Annotated in this window: 14 protein-coding genes; 5 read left to right on the forward strand and 9 right to left on the reverse strand. The window is 59.5% G+C overall.

Annotation, left to right across the window (positions count from 1 at the left end; all coding sequences use genetic code 11):
* Positions 1-69 precede the first annotated feature (69 nt).
* The 4 genes from Z947_RS0116230 (at position 70) to Z947_RS0116245 (ending at position 5,718) form a co-directional block, all read left to right on the forward strand.
* Positions 70-1,137, forward strand: coding sequence for an AI-2E family transporter (locus tag Z947_RS0116230; RefSeq protein WP_025045342.1), 1,068 nt, complete (start codon positions 70-72; stop codon positions 1,135-1,137).
* Position 1,138: 1 nt separating this feature from the next.
* Positions 1,139-1,819, forward strand: coding sequence for a P-loop NTPase family protein (locus tag Z947_RS0116235; protein WP_025045343.1), 681 nt, complete (start codon positions 1,139-1,141; stop codon positions 1,817-1,819).
* Positions 1,820-1,864: 45 nt separating this feature from the next.
* Entirely contained in the window at positions 1,865-4,039 is a 2,175-nt protein-coding gene (locus Z947_RS0116240) for an RNA degradosome polyphosphate kinase (protein WP_025045344.1), read from the forward strand.
* An 89-nt stretch (positions 4,040-4,128) separates the two neighbouring features.
* Positions 4,129-5,718 (forward strand): Ppx/GppA family phosphatase, encoded by a 1,590-nt coding sequence (locus Z947_RS0116245; protein ID WP_025045345.1) that lies wholly within the window; start codon positions 4,129-4,131, stop codon positions 5,716-5,718.
* Between the two features lie 4 nt (positions 5,719-5,722).
* Here Z947_RS0116245 and Z947_RS0116250 read toward each other — a convergent pair whose 3' ends face one another.
* The 6 genes from Z947_RS0116250 to Z947_RS0116275 form a co-directional block, all read right to left on the reverse strand.
* Positions 5,723-6,058, reverse strand: coding sequence for a hypothetical protein (locus tag Z947_RS0116250; protein ID WP_025045346.1), 336 nt, complete (start codon positions 6,056-6,058; stop codon positions 5,723-5,725).
* 29 nt (positions 6,059-6,087) lie between these two features.
* A complete protein-coding gene (locus Z947_RS0116255; protein ID WP_025045347.1) occupies positions 6,088-7,119 on the reverse strand; it encodes an endonuclease/exonuclease/phosphatase family protein in 1,032 nt (343 codons plus the stop codon).
* Positions 7,119-7,799 carry a molecular chaperone DjiA gene (locus Z947_RS0116260; RefSeq protein WP_025045348.1) on the reverse strand — a complete coding sequence of 227 codons (681 nt, stop codon included), beginning with the start codon at positions 7,797-7,799 and terminating at the stop codon, positions 7,119-7,121. The genes Z947_RS0116255 and Z947_RS0116260 overlap by 1 nt, the downstream gene beginning before the upstream one ends.
* Before the next feature lie 63 nt (positions 7,800-7,862).
* Complete coding sequence (locus Z947_RS0116265) at positions 7,863-8,477, reverse strand: VOC family protein (protein ID WP_025045349.1); 615 nt, start codon at positions 8,475-8,477, stop codon at positions 7,863-7,865.
* A 43-nt stretch (positions 8,478-8,520) separates the two neighbouring features.
* Complete coding sequence (gene scpA, locus Z947_RS0116270; RefSeq protein WP_025045350.1) at positions 8,521-10,656, reverse strand: methylmalonyl-CoA mutase; 2,136 nt, start codon at positions 10,654-10,656, stop codon at positions 8,521-8,523.
* Positions 10,613-11,629 carry a hypothetical protein gene (locus Z947_RS0116275; protein ID WP_156026665.1) on the reverse strand — a complete coding sequence of 339 codons (1,017 nt, stop codon included), beginning with the start codon at positions 11,627-11,629 and terminating at the stop codon, positions 10,613-10,615. The genes scpA and Z947_RS0116275 overlap by 44 nt, the downstream gene beginning before the upstream one ends.
* Before the next feature lie 99 nt (positions 11,630-11,728).
* Between Z947_RS0116275 and Z947_RS0116280 the strand changes: the two genes are divergently transcribed.
* Positions 11,729-12,184, forward strand: a complete 456-nt coding sequence (locus Z947_RS0116280; protein WP_025045352.1) for a DUF4174 domain-containing protein — start codon at positions 11,729-11,731, stop codon at positions 12,182-12,184.
* Positions 12,185-12,272: 88 nt separating this feature from the next.
* On the opposite strand, the gene Z947_RS0116285 is transcribed toward Z947_RS0116280, so the two are convergent.
* The 3 genes from Z947_RS0116285 to Z947_RS0116295 form a co-directional block, all read right to left on the reverse strand.
* Positions 12,273-12,905, reverse strand: coding sequence for a hypothetical protein (locus Z947_RS0116285; protein ID WP_025045353.1), 633 nt, complete (start codon positions 12,903-12,905; stop codon positions 12,273-12,275).
* A complete protein-coding gene (locus Z947_RS0116290; protein ID WP_025045354.1) occupies positions 12,902-14,947 on the reverse strand; it encodes an acetyl-CoA carboxylase biotin carboxylase subunit in 2,046 nt (681 codons plus the stop codon). Before Z947_RS0116290 ends, Z947_RS0116285 begins: the two co-directional genes overlap by 4 nt.
* Before the next feature lie 108 nt (positions 14,948-15,055).
* Positions 15,056-15,271: a hypothetical protein gene (locus Z947_RS0116295; RefSeq protein WP_025045355.1), complete on the reverse strand. Its 216-nt coding sequence runs from the start codon at positions 15,269-15,271 to the stop codon at positions 15,056-15,058.
* Between the last annotated feature and the right edge of the window lie 332 nt (positions 15,272-15,603).

Raw genomic sequence — 15,603 nt, forward strand, 5'->3', positions numbered from 1 at the left:
TCGGCCCGCCTGCCCTTGAAACACGTCCCCTTTCGCGCAATGTCAGTAAGGAATTTAACGGAGAACACCATGGCATTGCCGATCAGAGAACAACTGAAATACTGGGGCGTTGCAACGGCGGTGTTTCTGGTCGCCTTGTGGTTTCTGGGCGATGTGCTGATGCCTTTCCTTTTGGGTGGCGCGATTGCCTATTTCCTTGATCCGGTGGCGGACAAGCTTGAACGCATGGGCCTTAGCCGCGCTTTGGCGACAGCGGTGATTACCATCATCGGCGTGCTGATCTTTGTGGCGATGGCATTATTGGTGGTGCCGACGCTGGTCAAACAGGCGATCAGCCTTGTGCAGACGGCCCCGCAGCTGTTCGAAAATTTCACCACCTTCCTGACCACCCGCTTTCCAGCCCTTTTGGATGACACATCGACCCTGAGTACTTCGTTGGCCTCGATCGGCGCGACAATTCAGGAACGCGGCGGCGAGTTGTTGCAGACAGCTGTGGCGTCCTTTGCCTCCATCCTGAACATCGTGATCCTGTTTGTGATCGTGCCGGTGGTTGCCGTGTATCTGCTGCTGGATTGGGACCGGATGGTCGCAGCCATCGACCGGTTGGTGCCACGCGATCACGTGGATACGGTACGCAGGCTGGCCGCAGAGATCGACCGGACGCTGGCCTCTTTCATCCGCGGAATGGGCACGGTCTGTCTGATCCTTGGCACCTATTACGCCATTGCGCTGATGCTGGTCGGCCTGCAATTCGGTCTTGTCGTCGGGTTTATCGCCGGTTTGGTCACTTTTATTCCCTACCTCGGGGCGCTTTTGGGGGGCACCCTGGCCATTGGTCTGGCGCTGTTCCAGTTCTGGGGCGATTGGGTTTCCATCGGCATGGTTGCCGGTGTCTTCATCCTTGGGCAGGTGATTGAGGGCAATGTGCTCACGCCCAAGCTTGTGGGCGATTCCGTCGGGCTTCACCCTGTCTGGCTGATCCTGTCCCTATCGGTCTTCGGCACGCTGTTCGGGTTTGTCGGCATGCTGATCGCTGTTCCTCTGGCGGCGGCCATCGGCGTCATCGCACGGTTCGCGGTGTCGCAGTACCGCCAAAGCCTGCTGTATCAGGGCACCGCCCCGAGCGATCAGGACTGACATGGCAGAACAACTCGGATTTGACCTGCCCAGCCGGACCGCGCTGGGGCGGGATGCCTTTTTCGCCGCCCCGTCCAACGCCATGGCTTTGGCGATGATCGACACTTGGCCCAATTGGGCGGGCGGCAAACTGGTGCTGACCGGCCCCACGGGCGCGGGCAAGACCCATCTCACCCATGTCTGGGCGACCGTTTCAAATGCCACGATCATCAAGGCTGCCGATGTGCAGGAGGCCGACATCCCGACGCTGGCCCAAGGCCCCGTCGCGGTCGAGGACATCCCGACAATTGCCGGCAATTCCGAGGCCGAGACGGCGCTGTTCCACCTGCACAACATGACATTGGCCGAGGGTCATACCCTGTTGCTGACCGGCACGCCGCCCGTTGCGGGCTGGGGATTGCACCTGCCCGACCTGATGAGCCGCCTGCAAGGCACAACGGCTGCCGCCCTTGAAGCGCCTGATGATGCGCTGCTGGCGGCGCTGTTGGTAAAACTGTTGGCCGACCGGCAGCTCATGCCGAAACCTGCGCTGATCACCTATCTGTTGGGGCGCATGGACCGGTCCTTTGCTGCCGCTATCGATCTGGTGGCCCGTCTGGACGCGGCAAGCCTTGCGCGCAAGAAACCGATCACCATCAAACTTGCCGCGGCTGTGCTGGACAAAGCCCCCCCAAACACCTGATACTGCTGTCACAATCCCATTACAAACCTGCCCCATAAGGCCGCCATGACACAAACCGATTTTCTGACGGGCGCCTTCCCGCCCAGCGTCGACATGCCTGATCTGGATCTCACCGGACCAGGGCGGTATTTCAATCGCGAACTCAGCTGGCTGGGTTTCAACTGGCGGGTGGTTGAAGAATCCCAAAACCCGCGCGTGCCCTTGCTGGAACGGCTGCGGTTCCTGTCGATTTCGGCGGACAATCTGGACGAGTTTTACACCGTGCGCGTTGCGGGCCTGCGCGAGCTGGCCCAAGCCGGCAACACCACCCCCGCCTATGACGGGCTGACCCCTGCGGAACAATTGGTGCTGATCAACGAAGATGCGCGCAAGCTGATGCAGACGCAACAGCGGGTGCTCGTGGACCTGATGGCCGAAATGGATGCGCAAAACATCTATCTGGAACACACTGCCGACCTGAGCAAAAGCGATCTGGCCTTTCTCAAGGATGTCTTTTTAAATCAGGTGTTTGCGGTTCTGTCCCCGCTGGCCATCGACCCTGCGCACCCGTTCCCGTTCATTCCCAACACCGGTTATGCACTGGCGCTGCAACTGGAACGCTCCAGCGACAAACGCCCGCTGCAAGCCTTGCTGCCCATCCCTGCACAGATCGACCGTTTTGTGGCCTTGCCTGCCGATGAGGGCACGCTGCGCTACCTGCCGCTTGAGGATCTGTTGGTGATCCATATTCCCGACCTGTTCCCGGGATATAAACTGAAATCCCACTTTGAATTCCGCGTCCTGCGCGACAGTGATCTAGAGGTCGAGGACGAGGCCGAAGACCTTGTGCGCGAATTCGAAGTTGCACTGAAACGCCGACGCCGCGGCGAGGTTGTGCGGCTGACCCATTCCGCCGGTGCCCCCGAAAAGCTGAAGGCGGTGATCATGGCCGAGCTGGGCGTGCATGATCGCGATGTCATCGAAATCGACGGGATGATTGGCGTGGACGACCTGTCCGAACTGGTGACGGATGCGCGCCCCGATCTGCTGTGGCCGCAATTCAGCCCGCGCATCCCCGAACGCGTGCAGGACCATGACGGCGACATGTTCGAAGCGATCCGCCAGAAAGACATGCTGCTGCATCATCCGTACGAAACCTTTGATATGGTTGTGCGGTTTCTCGCGCAGGCTGCGCGTGATCCCAATGTCGTCGCCATCAAGCAGACGTTGTACCGCACGTCGCGCGACAGCCCGATTGTCGAAGCCCTGTGCGAAGCGGCCGAAGGCGGCAAGTCGGTGACCGCATTGGTCGAGCTGAAGGCGCGTTTTGACGAGGCGGCCAACATCCGCCAGTCACGCCGGTTGGAGCGCGCAGGTGCGCATGTGGTTTACGGATTTATCGATCTGAAAACCCACGCGAAAATCTCGACTGTGGTGCGGCGCGAAGGCAACCAGCTGGTGACCTATACCCATTATGGCACCGGCAATTACCATCCGATCACGGCGCGGATTTACACCGATCTTTCGCTGTTCACCTGCGATCAGAAACTGGGGCGGGACGCGACCAAAGTGTTCAATTACCTGTCCGGCTATGCCCAGCCCGACAGTCTTGATAACCTTGCCATTTCGCCCACCACGCTCAAGCCCCGCCTGCTTGAGATGATTGCGGCCGAGGCGGATCACGCAACGGCCGGCCGGCCCGCGATGATCTGGGCCAAGATGAATTCGTTGATTGATGACGAAGTGATCGACGCGCTTTATGCCGCATCGCAGGCCGGTGTGCAGATCAGCCTTGTGATCCGTGGCATCTGTGGGCTGCGCCCGGGCATCAAGGGTCTGTCTGAAAACATCCGCGTGAAATCCATTGTCGGGCGGTTTCTGGAACATTCGCGGATTGTCTGTTTTGGCAATGGCGCGGGGCTGCCGCATAAAAAAGCGCGCGTCTTTATGTCATCTGCCGATTGGATGGGGCGCAACCTGAACCGGCGCGTCGAAACCTTGGTCGAGATCGAGAACCAGACCGTGAAGGCGCAAATCGTCAGCCAGATCATGGCGGCCAATCTGGCCGATGTGGCGCAAAGCTGGATCATGGCCCCTGACGGCAGCTTCCATCGCCCCGCCTTTCAGGAAGGGCAGTTTACCTTTAACTGCCACCGGTTCTTTATGGAAAACCCGTCCCTTTCAGGGCGCGGATCAGCAGGCGCATCCGATGTGCCAAAACTGACCCATACCGAAGACTGATCCCCCAAGAATATTTACCGCGCGTAAAGGATTGACCCAAGGGCGGCTCTGACCCATCTTGCGCCGTAACGACAGCCCAAGGAGTGCGCATGGCAGATCCGACCGAAAAGCTTCCTTACGCGGTGCCCGAAACCGGCATTGCCGAGCTTGGTCTATTTGGTAAACCGCTGTTTGAAGACCCGTCCGCACGGGCGTTGGCGCGGGTTGGTGTGGTAGATGTGGGGTCAAACTCTGTCCGTTTGGTGGTGTTTGACGGTGCGGCGCGATCGCCTGCTTACTTTTACAACGAGAAAATCATGTGCGCCTTGGGCGCGGGCATGGCCGAAAGCGGCCATTTGTCACCGGAAGGCCGTGTGCGGGCCCTGTCCGCGATGCGCCGGTTCAAAAAGCTGGCCGATGGCATGGGATTGTCGGAACTTTCGGTCGTGGCCACGGCTGCGGTGCGCGATGCCAGCGACGGGCGCGATTTCTGCGACGAAGTCTTGCGCGAAACCGGTCTGCGCATCTGGGTCATCGACGGCGAGGAAGAAGCGCGGCTTTCCGCGCAGGGCGTGTTACTGGGCTGGCCCGGTGCCTACGGTCTGGTCTGCGACATTGGCGGCTCGTCTATGGAGCTGGCGGAAATTTCCGGCGGCCGTGTTGGCAAACGCATGACGTCGCAACTTGGCCCGCTGAAACTGCGCGACATCAAAGGCGGTGCCAAGGCACGCAAGGCCCATATCAGCGACGTCATCGACAAGCTGAAAGACAAAATGGGAGCGCAGCGCGACCGTCTGTTTCTGGTTGGCGGCTCGTGGCGGGCCATTGCACGGATCGACATGCTGCGGCGGGGCTATCCGTTGCAGGTGCTGCATGAATACCGCATGACGCCGCGGGCGGTTTCCGCCACGGTAAAATACATCAAGGAAACCGATCCAGAAGAATTGCGCGCTGCGGCGGGCGTATCTTCAAGCCGGATGGCGCTGGTGCCTTTCGCCGCCGAAGTGCTGTCACGGCTGGTCCAGACCTTTCGCCCCAAGGACATCGCGATTTCCAGCTATGGCATCCGCGAGGGCATGCTGTATGAACAGATGCCGCAACGCTTGCGCGATCGTGACCCGCTGATCGAGGCCTGCCGCTTTGCCGAAGCCAAGGACGCGCGGATGCCGGGGTTCGGCAAGACGCTGTATAATCTGATCCTGCCCCTGTATAAATCCGCCCCCGCCCCGCGCAAACGGCTGATCAAGGCGGCGTGCCTGTTGCATGACGTCAGCTGGCGCGCGCATCCCGATTACCGCGCCGAGGTCTGTTTTGACAATGCCACACGCGCCAATCTGGGCGGGCTGAAACATGCGGAACGGGTTTTTCTGGGTTTGGCACTGCTGCACCGCTATTCCAACAAACGCGAAAACGCGCGGTTCAGTGATCTCTATGAGATGCTGGACGAAACCCAGCGGGCCGATGCCGAAATACTGGGCAAGGCCATGCGCTTTGGCGCGATGCTGTGGATGAACCCCGATGAAGACCGCGGCGAAATCCGCTGGTTTTCGAAGAAAAAGCAGCTTCAACTGCGTTTGACCTCTGACATGTTGCCGCTGTTCGGCGAAGTGGCAGAGGCGCGGTTGAACTCGCTGGCGGCGTCCTTGGGGGCCGAGGTTGAAATCAAAACGGTAAGAGAACGCAAACCAAGCGCAGAATGATCGCCTAAAGGTCGATCTGCGGCGCAGGTTCGGTGGGCGCGTCCGGTGGCGTCATCGGGTGGTCCGGTTTGCGCCGGATGATGATATCGCCATTCGGCAATACCTCTGGCGGCATGTAGACGCTCCAATCCTCGACCTCGTCCAGCAGCTCGGACAGCTTCGGGCCCATGTCATCGGCCAGATCCTGCAAATCCTCGACCGCAGGTTCCATTTCCTTCAGGATCCCCTCAAGAAACATCTGTGCGCCCCGCTCCATCAGGGACAGGCCGGGGGCCTCTTCCGCGTGGGCGGCAGGGGTGAACATGGTTGCGGCAAGGGCAAAGGGGATCAGCTGTTTCATACCCCGAATATAGGGTAATCGGCGCGAAATTACAAAGTTTCGTCCAGATCAATCGTGACCGGGAAGTGATCCGATGCCATCACAAGCGCGTCGCGCAGCGCGGGCGTGTTCCAGCACTCTGGATCGTCCAGCGGATGCCAGATCCGCCAATTCGCCCCTTTGGCGCGGATGTCATCGGTGACCATGATGTAATCCAGCAAGGCCTGCAAAAACCGTTTTTCCTGCCGGATCCAGAATCGCGCCGACGTCGGCATCGCCCCCAACCTGCGTGAAAGCGCCTGACGCGCATGCGGATCGAACAACGGTTGATCCTGCCCGTGGCCCATCACGATCTCGACCGAGGAGCGGCCGAACAGGTTCTCGAATTCATCCAGCCCCACCCCGTCGTTCAGATCGCCCAAGACCATCAACGGTGTCCCATCGGCCAGATCGGACTCAATACGCCCGCGCAGCCAGATCGCCTGCGCCAATTGCTTGCGCCGGTTGGCAATATTGATGCGCAACGCTTCAGCGTCGTTGCGCGCGCCATGCGGTGCTTTGGATTTCAGATGCGCCCCGATCATGCGGAACCGGAACCCCGACAGGGTTTCGACTGCCAGTTCCAGCGGCGGCTTTGAGAAAACGACCAAATCTTCATGCGCATCCACGTCCAGATCAATGCGCAAGGCCCCGTCAAACTGCGGCGCGCCTATTGCCCCTTGCGGACCGGCGATATCGCCGCGCGGATCATGGCGCACCCGCATCACGGTGGGGTCATACATCAGCGCGATTTCCTGCTGCGTATCATTGGAAAACCCGATCACCGCCGCGTTTGCCCGCAGGTCAAAGTGTTCGGCAAACTCCGTAAGTGCCGCCACCGTCGATCGCTTGCTGCCTTGATCGGGAGCCTCGATCACCATGATCGCATCCGCGTCCAGCGCCTGAAACACCACGCCAAGGGCGGCAGTTTGCTGCGCGCGGGTCACGTTGTAACGGGCCGACCATCCGTCATCATTGTGCAAGCGATTGGCGTCATCAAAGAGCGCTGAAAACCATTCCACATTATAGGTGGCGATGCGCATCAAGCGGTCTTGCCCGACAGGGTCGCCCATGCGCGGTTGATGTCGATCATGCGTTTTTCGGCCATGCGAATGGCCTCTTCCGGCAGACCGCGTGCGACCAATGCATCAGGGTGGTTGTCGCGCACCAGTTTACGCCAGGCTGCGCGGGCCTCTTCCTGGGTGGCATTCGGGGCGATCCCCAGAACGCTATGCGGCAAAGGCGAGGTATCAGGCACGAACCGTGCCTTAAGGGCGGCAAAACGGGTTTCGGACATGCCGAAAATCCGCGCCACATCTTCCAGAAACGCGTCCTCGTTCGGGTGATACATGCCGTCGGCCATCGCAATGTGAAACAGCCCTTCCATCAAATCGCACAGCATTTCCGGCTGGTCATGAAACATGCTGGCAATGCGGCGGGCATAATCGTCAAATCCCGCAACATCCTGACGGGCAAGGTTAAAAACGCGTGCTGCGCCTTCGGTATCGCCCTCGGCAATCTGGAAAACCTCACGAAAGGCCATCACTTCGTCACGGGTCACCAACCCGTCCGCCTTGGCCATTTTCGCCCCCAATGCGATCACGGCAATGGTGAAGGCGACCGAGCGTTCCGGCGGGCTGCGCAGACGGTCGAAAACCGCGCCCAACCCTTCGCCGGAGGTCAGCGCGGAAAGCGCTTCGGATATGCGGAGCCAAATCGACATGGGATGACTTTAACCCCTGCGGGAAAAGAAGTCAGGGCGAATGCGACCGTTTCTACATCAAAATCAAGTCAGCCTGCGGATTTCCCCTGCAACATCAAACTCTGCCTCAAGCCGGCAAGGTCCGGTGTCAAAGCGCACGCGCTGGTCCTTTAGATGCGGCCCAAGCAGCGCAGCCAATGCATCAGCTTCGGGGTGACAGACCGTCAGCGACGTCATACGCGCCCCCGACGGGGTCAAACGTGCCGCCGGATGGGCATCGCCCTCCCATTCAATCAACGCGGGCGCGCAGTTATCAAATGGCAAGACACCATCCGCAGGCACCGCCATCCGCCAGCGCAGATCCCCCCGCTGCAAGGACACGGGTTCGCCGAACCCCGCAGGCAGGCTGGCAAGGGTCGCGTCCAGATCATCACACCGGCAAATCCAGTTGGTCAAACGCGGCCCACCGGTGAAATTGTCCAGATCAAACCACCGTGGCCTATCGGGCACCGGTGCCGCAGGGTTGATCGCAATCGCCTCAAGGTACAAACCATCCTCAAGACCCAGCAGCGTGTTATGCGTGTGAAACACCGCATGCTCGCCCCCTTGCTGAAGCGTCAGCCCCAAGGCCCGCTCCACATGCTGCGTCGCCGCCGCCAAGGTCTCACCCGCCACGGCGATATGGTCAAACTCCATCACGCCCATTTTCCCCTCTTTTTGGCCCTAAAAACTGTCCGCACTCTCATCCGCGCGCCGCACGGATGAGTTTCAGAATATCCTCAGCCGCCGCAGGAATATTGGTGCCGGGTCCAAAGATCGCCTTTACCCCCGCATCATAAAGGAACTGGTAGTCCTGCTGCGGAATGACGCCGCCACAGATCACCAGAATGTCCTCAGCCCCTGCGTCCTTCAACGCTTTGACCAATTGCGGGGCGAGTGTTTTATGCCCCGCGGCCTGCGATGAAATGCCGATGACATGAACGTCATTGTCCACCGCATCTTGCGCCGCTTCGGCAGGGGTTTGGAACAAGGGACCAACATCCACGTCAAAGCCGATGTCGGCAAAGGCGGTCGCAATGACCTTGGCGCCACGGTCATGCCCGTCCTGCCCCATCTTCACCACCAACATGCGCGGGCGGCGGCCCTCGTCTTCGGCAAATTGCTCAACCGATTTCTGGATGTTGGCAAAGCCCGCATCCCCCTCATAGGCCGCGCCGTAAACGCCAGCCAAGGTTTTCACTTCCGCGCGGTGACGGCCGAATTTCTCTTCCATTGCCATGCTGATTTCTCCCACGGTGGCGCGTGCGCGTGCGGCTTCGACAGCCCCTTCCAACAGATTTCCGGCCTCGCCTGCGCGGCGTGTCAGTTCTGCAAGCGCCGCGGTGCAGGCGGCCTCGTCACGGTTGGCGCGGATTTCTTTCAGACGGGCAATCTGGCTTTCGCGCACCGCAACGTTGTCCACATCGAGAATATCAATCGGCTCTTCCTTGTCGCGGCGATACTTGTTCACGCCCACGATCACCTCGGTGCCTCGGTCAATATTGGCCTGACGGGTGGCTGCCGCTTCTTCGATGCGTAGCTTGGGCATGCCCGAGGCCACAGCTTTGGTCATGCCGCCCATTTCCTCGACCTCTTCGATCATTTTCCACGCCGCTTCGGCCAGATCATGGGTCAGCTTTTCAACATAGTAGGACCCGGCCAAAGGATCCACCACATTGGTCACGCCGGTTTCTTCTTGCAAAATCAACTGGGTATTACGTGCGATGCGGGCGGAGTGTTCAGTCGGCAGGCCGATCGCCTCGTCCAGCGAGTTGGTGTGCAGGCTTTGCGTCCCGCCCAAGACTGCCGACATCGCCTCAAACGCGGTGCGCACGACGTTGTTGTAAGGGTCCTGTTCCGCCAGTGACACGCCTGAGGTCTGGCAATGCGTGCGCAGCATCGACGACTTGGCGTTCTTTGGTTCAAACTCAGACATGATCCGGTGCCACAACAAACGGGCAGCGCGCAGTTTGGCGGCTTCCATGAAAAAGTTCATGCCAATGGCAAAGAAGAAGCTCAGGCGCGGGGCGAACCGGTCCACATCCATTCCCGCCGCAATCGCCGTGCGCACATATTCCCGCCCGTCCGCAAGGGTAAAGGCAAGTTCCTGCACAAGGTTCGCGCCCGCCTCTTGCATGTGATAGCCCGAGATCGAAATCGAATTGAATTTCGGCATGTTATCAGAGGTATATTCGATGATGTCCCCGATGATCCGCATCGAAGGTTCCGGCGGATAGATATAGGTGTTGCGCACCATGAATTCTTTCAGAATGTCGTTCTGAATGGTGCCGGCGAGCACGGATTTGTCATGCCCCTGCTCTTCGCCCGCAACGATAAAGCTGGCGAGGATTGGAATCACCGCACCGTTCATCGTCATGGAAACGCTGACTTTATCCAGTGGGATACCGTCGAACAGGATTTTCATATCCTCAACGCTGTCAATTGCCACGCCAGCCTTGCCCACATCGCCCTCAACACGTGGATGGTCGCTGTCGTACCCGCGGTGCGTGGCCAGATCAAAGGCCACCGAGACCCCCTGCTGACCGGCAGCGAGGTTGCGGCGATAAAAGGCGTTGGATTCTTCGGCCGTCGAGAAACCGGCATATTGACGGATCGTCCACGGACGTCCGGCATACATCGTGGCCTTTACACCGCGCGTAAACGGACCCTCGCCGGGCATGGATCCCAGATGCGAAACGCCTTCAAGGTCGGCAGCATTATAGACGGGTTGCACGTCAATGCCTTCAAGTGTTTTCCACGTCAGGTCATCAACGCTTTTGCCGCGCAATTCCGCCTCAGCGATGCTGCGCCACATGTCCTTCGATTTGTCCTTGGTCATCTCTTTGTCCTTTTGTGAATGCACCGGATGGCAGATATGTTTCTGCTCTGTTGGGGCATGTATCCTCTGTCAGTGTGGCCAGACCCTCCGCACCGGCAAAAAGCCAATGCAGATCATCTGCGTAATTTTCCCGCAGCATTGCGGTTTGTTCGCCGGTGAAGGGCTGCCAGCGCCCCAGCGTGTCGGGTAGCAGTTCAGGATCACTGCCCTGCTCTGCCAAAGCCAGCCGCAGGCTTTGCAGGTCGGGCGACCGGTTCAGCCAACGCTTGCGCGTGTCGGTGGGAACGTCCGTTTCAAGTGCTGCGCGCAGCACCCTTTCGCACGCGCCTGCCCCGGCCTCGAACGTCAGCACATCAATCTGCGCGCCGGGGGCAGCGCAGGCCAGATCGGTGATGACATCACGCCAGCTGCGTCGGCTATGGGCGATATTTGCAAGACGCGTCGTGCTCGGCACCGGATGCCCCCGCGATACGGTTAACGCACAGGCGGACGCCCACCACAGGTCCTGTGCGCGGATCGTCAGGACAATGCGCCGCACCTGCCCGCCAAAGGCTGCCGAGACCCGCGCGATACGTTCACCGGCGGCCGGATAGAGCCGTTCGGCACGGATATTCTGTTTACAATTGCCCAGCAGGTTTTCATCGCTGACCAGCAATTGCTTGATGCCCTGCGCCTTGGCCTGTGCCGCGAACAGGCGAATGCGCCCTTCGGCACGTTTCGCCAGATTGCGCCCCTTTGGCGCGGTAGAGCTGCGAAACAACCCCGGAGTGACCGACCCGCGCACCCGTTCCGGCCCCCAGAATGCGATCTGTTTCGATGCCAGATCATCGCTGTGGTCCCGCATATAGTGCTGAAAGGTGGTCGTCGCTGTGCGATGTGCCCCCAAGTGCAGAATGACATCCATGATGGATCGACCCAGTCTTTGCCAGAATGCCGCCCCGTACGGCCATTCAGCGGGGATGGCCCCCGTCATGGCGCATAACCCCTTGCAGGCACGTTAATGCAAGCCGTTTGCCGATTTGCCATCGCATTTGCGCAAATCCCGCTTATATCATGACCAACAGGAGAGACTATGAAACGCCTTACTACCCTTGTTATTGCTGGGTTTATTGCCACAGCATCCCTTGCACAGGACACCCCGAGCGAAGGGGACGACCCCCTGTTTGCCGCTGCCGATATGGCTGATTTGAGCGAATTCCGCTGGAAAAAACGCCCCGTGCTGGTCTTTGCGGATAGCGAAGATGACCCTGCATATATCGAACAGATGGAACTTCTGGCCGCGCGCGAGGATGAACTGCGCGAACGCGATGTGATTGTATTGACCGATACCGACCCCGATGCGCGCGCGCCCTTGCGGCTGCAAATGCGGCCACGGGGATTTATGCTGGTGCTGGTGGGCAAGGATGGCGGCAACAAACTGCGCAAACCCTTCCCGTGGGACGTGCGCGAAATCACCCGCAGCATTGACAAAATGCCGATGCGCCAGCGCGAAATCCGCGAGGAGAAGGAAGCCGCGCGCACCCGCTGAGCCTTGCGGGCAACGCCGCATTCACCTATATTAAAGGAAGAACAGGCAAAGGAGACGGATATGGACAAATATGATGACATCCCGCCCTTTACTCCGATTCCGGTGACGGGGCGGACGGGGCCACGGCCCGGCTATTGATCTTGCGCGCCAGCGTTTCGGCAGCATCTGCACCGCCTTCGGCATAGGCCTTGATCATTGAGGTCGCAAAAAGCCCGTATTCAAACAACTGCTGCTTCATCGCGATGTAATCGCGATACATGCCCATGCGCCGCGTCTGGCCCATTGCTTTGAACGTATTGCCGCGCATGTCTTCGATCAGGGCGGATATTGCCTTGATCTGGCTATAGAACGCCACCACCGGATCAATCGTGCAGCGCGGCAGGATATGGATTTCCGCCACCACCGCATCATAAAGATGATCACCCGGTTCATGCGGAATGAAGGGGACAAAACCGGCGTCGTCGCTCATGCGCTGCATGATCCCCTCCGCGTTCTGTTCCAGCGCTGCCGGGCTGCCCAGATTGGCCATCGTGCTACCGATTTCGGCATAAAGCGCACGGTGCACATCGCGCAGCCGTTCGGCACGTAGCCGCGCCGCATCGCGCCTGTTCTGCCAGCCGTTAAAGACCCAGCCCGCCGACACAAAAGCGCCGGCAATCACCGCCTGCCAGATACGGGCATCAACGGACCAGATCCATGTTATGACGGGGTTCGAGGTCACTCAAACTCCATGATCACATCATCCACGGCCAGACTGTCACCAGCCCCTGCATTGACCTTGCTGACCACGCCCTTTTTTTCGGCACGCAGGATGTTTTCCATCTTCATCGCCTCGATCGTGCAGAGCGCCTGACCTTCCTGCACCTCGTCGCCCACGGCCACATCCAGTTTCACAATCAGACCCGGCATCGGGCAGAGAAGCATTTTAGACGTATCAGGGGCCACTTTTTCCGGCATCAAACGCGCCAGTTCGGCCTGACGCGGGGTGCGCACATGCACTTTGACGTCCGCGCCACGGGTGCGGATCCGGAAACCACCGGAAATCTTGCCGACTTTCATCACCAAAGGCGCGTCATTGATCGTCATTGACGCCAGTTTGTCGCCCGGCGTCCAGTCGCCCTTGACCCGCAGGGTGCTGTCGTCCTCGAACCGGACCGTGGCCCCGTCCTTGTCCGCTTCGATCACCAGATCAAAGGACTGCCCCTGCACAGTCACGTTCCAGTCGCTGCCGACTTTGCGTTCGTGATTGTCCATCCGGCCCGACACCCGCGCACGGCGGATTTCGGCAACGCGGTGCATGGCCGCACATGCCGCAGCAATGCGGCGCAGCTCGGTTTCGGCCAACTCGACCCCTTCGAAGCCGTCGGGATATTGCTCTTCGATAAAGGCGGTGGTCATGGTGCCGTCGATAAAGATCGGGTGGTCCATTACGGCTGACAAAAACGGCAGGTTGTGACCGATACCTTCGACCTCGAAACTGTCCAACGCCACGCGCATCTGTTCAATCGCTTCAGCGCGTGTCGGTGCCCATGTGCAGAGCTTGGCGATCATCGGGTCGTAATACATGCTGATCTCGCCCCCCTCATAAACACCAGTGTCATTGCGCACCGCGAAAGTGCCGGTAGGCGCATCATCCGCCCATTTGCCATTGTCCGACAACGGGCCGGCGGCAACTTCCTGTGGCGGGCGGTAACGGGTCAAGCGGCCGATAGAGGGAAGGAAGCCGCGATAAGGATCTTCGGCATAAAGCCGGTTTTCGATGGACCAGCCGTTCAGTTTTACATCCGACTGTTTGATCGTCAGCTTTTCCCCGTTTGCAACGCGGATCATCTGTTCGACCAGATCGACGCCAGTGATCAGCTCGGTCACAGGGTGTTCCACCTGCAAACGCGTGTTCATCTCGAGGAAGTAGAAGTTCTTGTCGCCGTCCACGATGAACTCGACCGTACCGGCCGAAGTATAGCCCACGGCCTGCGCCAACGCGACTGCCTGCTCACCCATTGCCTTACGCGTGGCTTCATCCAGGAAAGGGCTTGGTGCTTCTTCGACAACCTTCTGGTTGCGGCGCTGGATCGAACATTCGCGTTCGCCCAGATAGATGCCGTTGCCGTGTGCATCACACAGAACCTGAATTTCGATGTGGCGCGGCTGGGTTACGAATTTTTCGATAAAAATGCGGTCGTCGCCAAAGCTGTTCGCCGCTTCGTTCTTGGAGGACTGAAACCCCTCGCGGGCCTCTTCGTCGTTCCACGCGATACGCATGCCTTTACCGCCCCCGCCGGCAGAGGCCTTAAGCATGACAGGATAGCCGATCTCGTTGGAGATCTTGACCGCCTCATCGGCGTCCTCGATCAAGCCCATGTAACCGGGCACTGTGGAAACCCCCGCTTCCTGCGCGATCTTTTTCGAAGTGATCTTGTCCCCCATCTTTTCAATCGCACCCACAGGCGGGCCGACAAAAGCGACGCCCGCCGCTTCAAGCGCTTCGGCGAACTTGCTGTTTTCAGACAGGAAACCATAGCCGGGATGCACCGCTTCGGCACCGCTTTCCTTGATCGCGGCCATCACTTTGTCGATAACGATATAGGACTGGTTGGCAGGCGGCGGGCCGATGTGGATGGCCTCATCCGCCATTTGCACGTGCAGCGCCTGCGCATCCGCATCGGAATAGATCGCAACGCTGGTCAGCCCCATTTTCTTGGCGGTTTTGATAACACGGCAGGCAATCTCGCCACGGTTGGCGATCAGGATTTTCTTGAACATGGGGTGTCCTTTTGGGTCTTGAGGTAAACACGAAAACCCCGCCACAGCAGGTGCTGTGCGGGGCGATTGTTTCGGGTACGGCGCGCAGGCTGCGCCGTAAAAGTGCGATTAGTTAACGGATCGGCATTTGCCGGGATTAAGCTGGCAAAAAGCGATGTTGCCCGCTGCACCAATGGCTGCGCCTTGCAACAGGCTGCCGCTGGTGACCGCTGCGGCCCCCGCGCCGACGGCTGTGCCGACAAGCCCCTGTTCGACAACCGTGTCGCCGCAGGCGGCAAGAGAGGCGCAAAGGGCGCTGGCGAGGAGGACGGGTTTGATGGACATTTTTCTGTTCCTTGTCTGCTCGTGTCTACACAAGCAACGCGGAACATCGCGCGGGGTTCCGTGTCGGGTGCAGACTTATGTGTCTTTCCACCCGATGCGACCGCCCCAATGGGACAATGAGCGCCGGAAAAAGAGGGCAGCAGCGCGATGGTTGCGCCCTGCTGCCCAAGGGGGAAAAGGGTATGGTTTCGGTATGGCAAAGACGCACCGGGGGAGGTAACGCCATCACCGTAATCAACCCTGACAAAACGCTGCGAAAACCCCAAGCCCGCCGGATAAACCGGCAGGATTTCGGCAGCGTGCCGCTGGTTTTCAAAGGTTGCGCGCGGGTT

The organism is Sulfitobacter geojensis, assembly GCF_000622325.1.
GTDB classification, from domain to species: Bacteria; Pseudomonadota; Alphaproteobacteria; order Rhodobacterales; family Rhodobacteraceae; genus Sulfitobacter; species Sulfitobacter geojensis.

Coding starts and splice junctions, on each gene's coding strand:
- scpA (WP_025045350.1), bottom strand. CDS start 10,656: ATGACCAAGGACAAATCGAAGGACATGTGGCGCAGCATCGCTGAGGCG.
- Z947_RS0116275 (WP_156026665.1), bottom strand. CDS start 11,629: ATGACGGGGGCCATCCCCGCTGAATGGCCGTACGGGGCGGCATTCTGG.
- Z947_RS0116260 (WP_025045348.1), bottom strand. CDS start 7,799: ATGTCGATTTGGCTCCGCATATCCGAAGCGCTTTCCGCGCTGACCTCC.
- Z947_RS0116230 (WP_025045342.1), top strand. CDS start 70: ATGGCATTGCCGATCAGAGAACAACTGAAATACTGGGGCGTTGCAACG.
- Z947_RS0116295 (WP_025045355.1), bottom strand. CDS start 15,271: ATGTCCATCAAACCCGTCCTCCTCGCCAGCGCCCTTTGCGCCTCTCTT.
- Z947_RS0116250 (WP_025045346.1), bottom strand. CDS start 6,058: ATGAAACAGCTGATCCCCTTTGCCCTTGCCGCAACCATGTTCACCCCT.
- Z947_RS0116240 (WP_025045344.1), top strand. CDS start 1,865: ATGACACAAACCGATTTTCTGACGGGCGCCTTCCCGCCCAGCGTCGAC.
- Z947_RS0116255 (WP_025045347.1), bottom strand. CDS start 7,119: ATGCGCATCGCCACCTATAATGTGGAATGGTTTTCAGCGCTCTTTGAT.
- Z947_RS0116280 (WP_025045352.1), top strand. CDS start 11,729: ATGAAACGCCTTACTACCCTTGTTATTGCTGGGTTTATTGCCACAGCA.
- Z947_RS0116245 (WP_025045345.1), top strand. CDS start 4,129: ATGGCAGATCCGACCGAAAAGCTTCCTTACGCGGTGCCCGAAACCGGC.
- Z947_RS0116235 (WP_025045343.1), top strand. CDS start 1,139: ATGGCAGAACAACTCGGATTTGACCTGCCCAGCCGGACCGCGCTGGGG.
- Z947_RS0116290 (WP_025045354.1), bottom strand. CDS start 14,947: ATGTTCAAGAAAATCCTGATCGCCAACCGTGGCGAGATTGCCTGCCGT.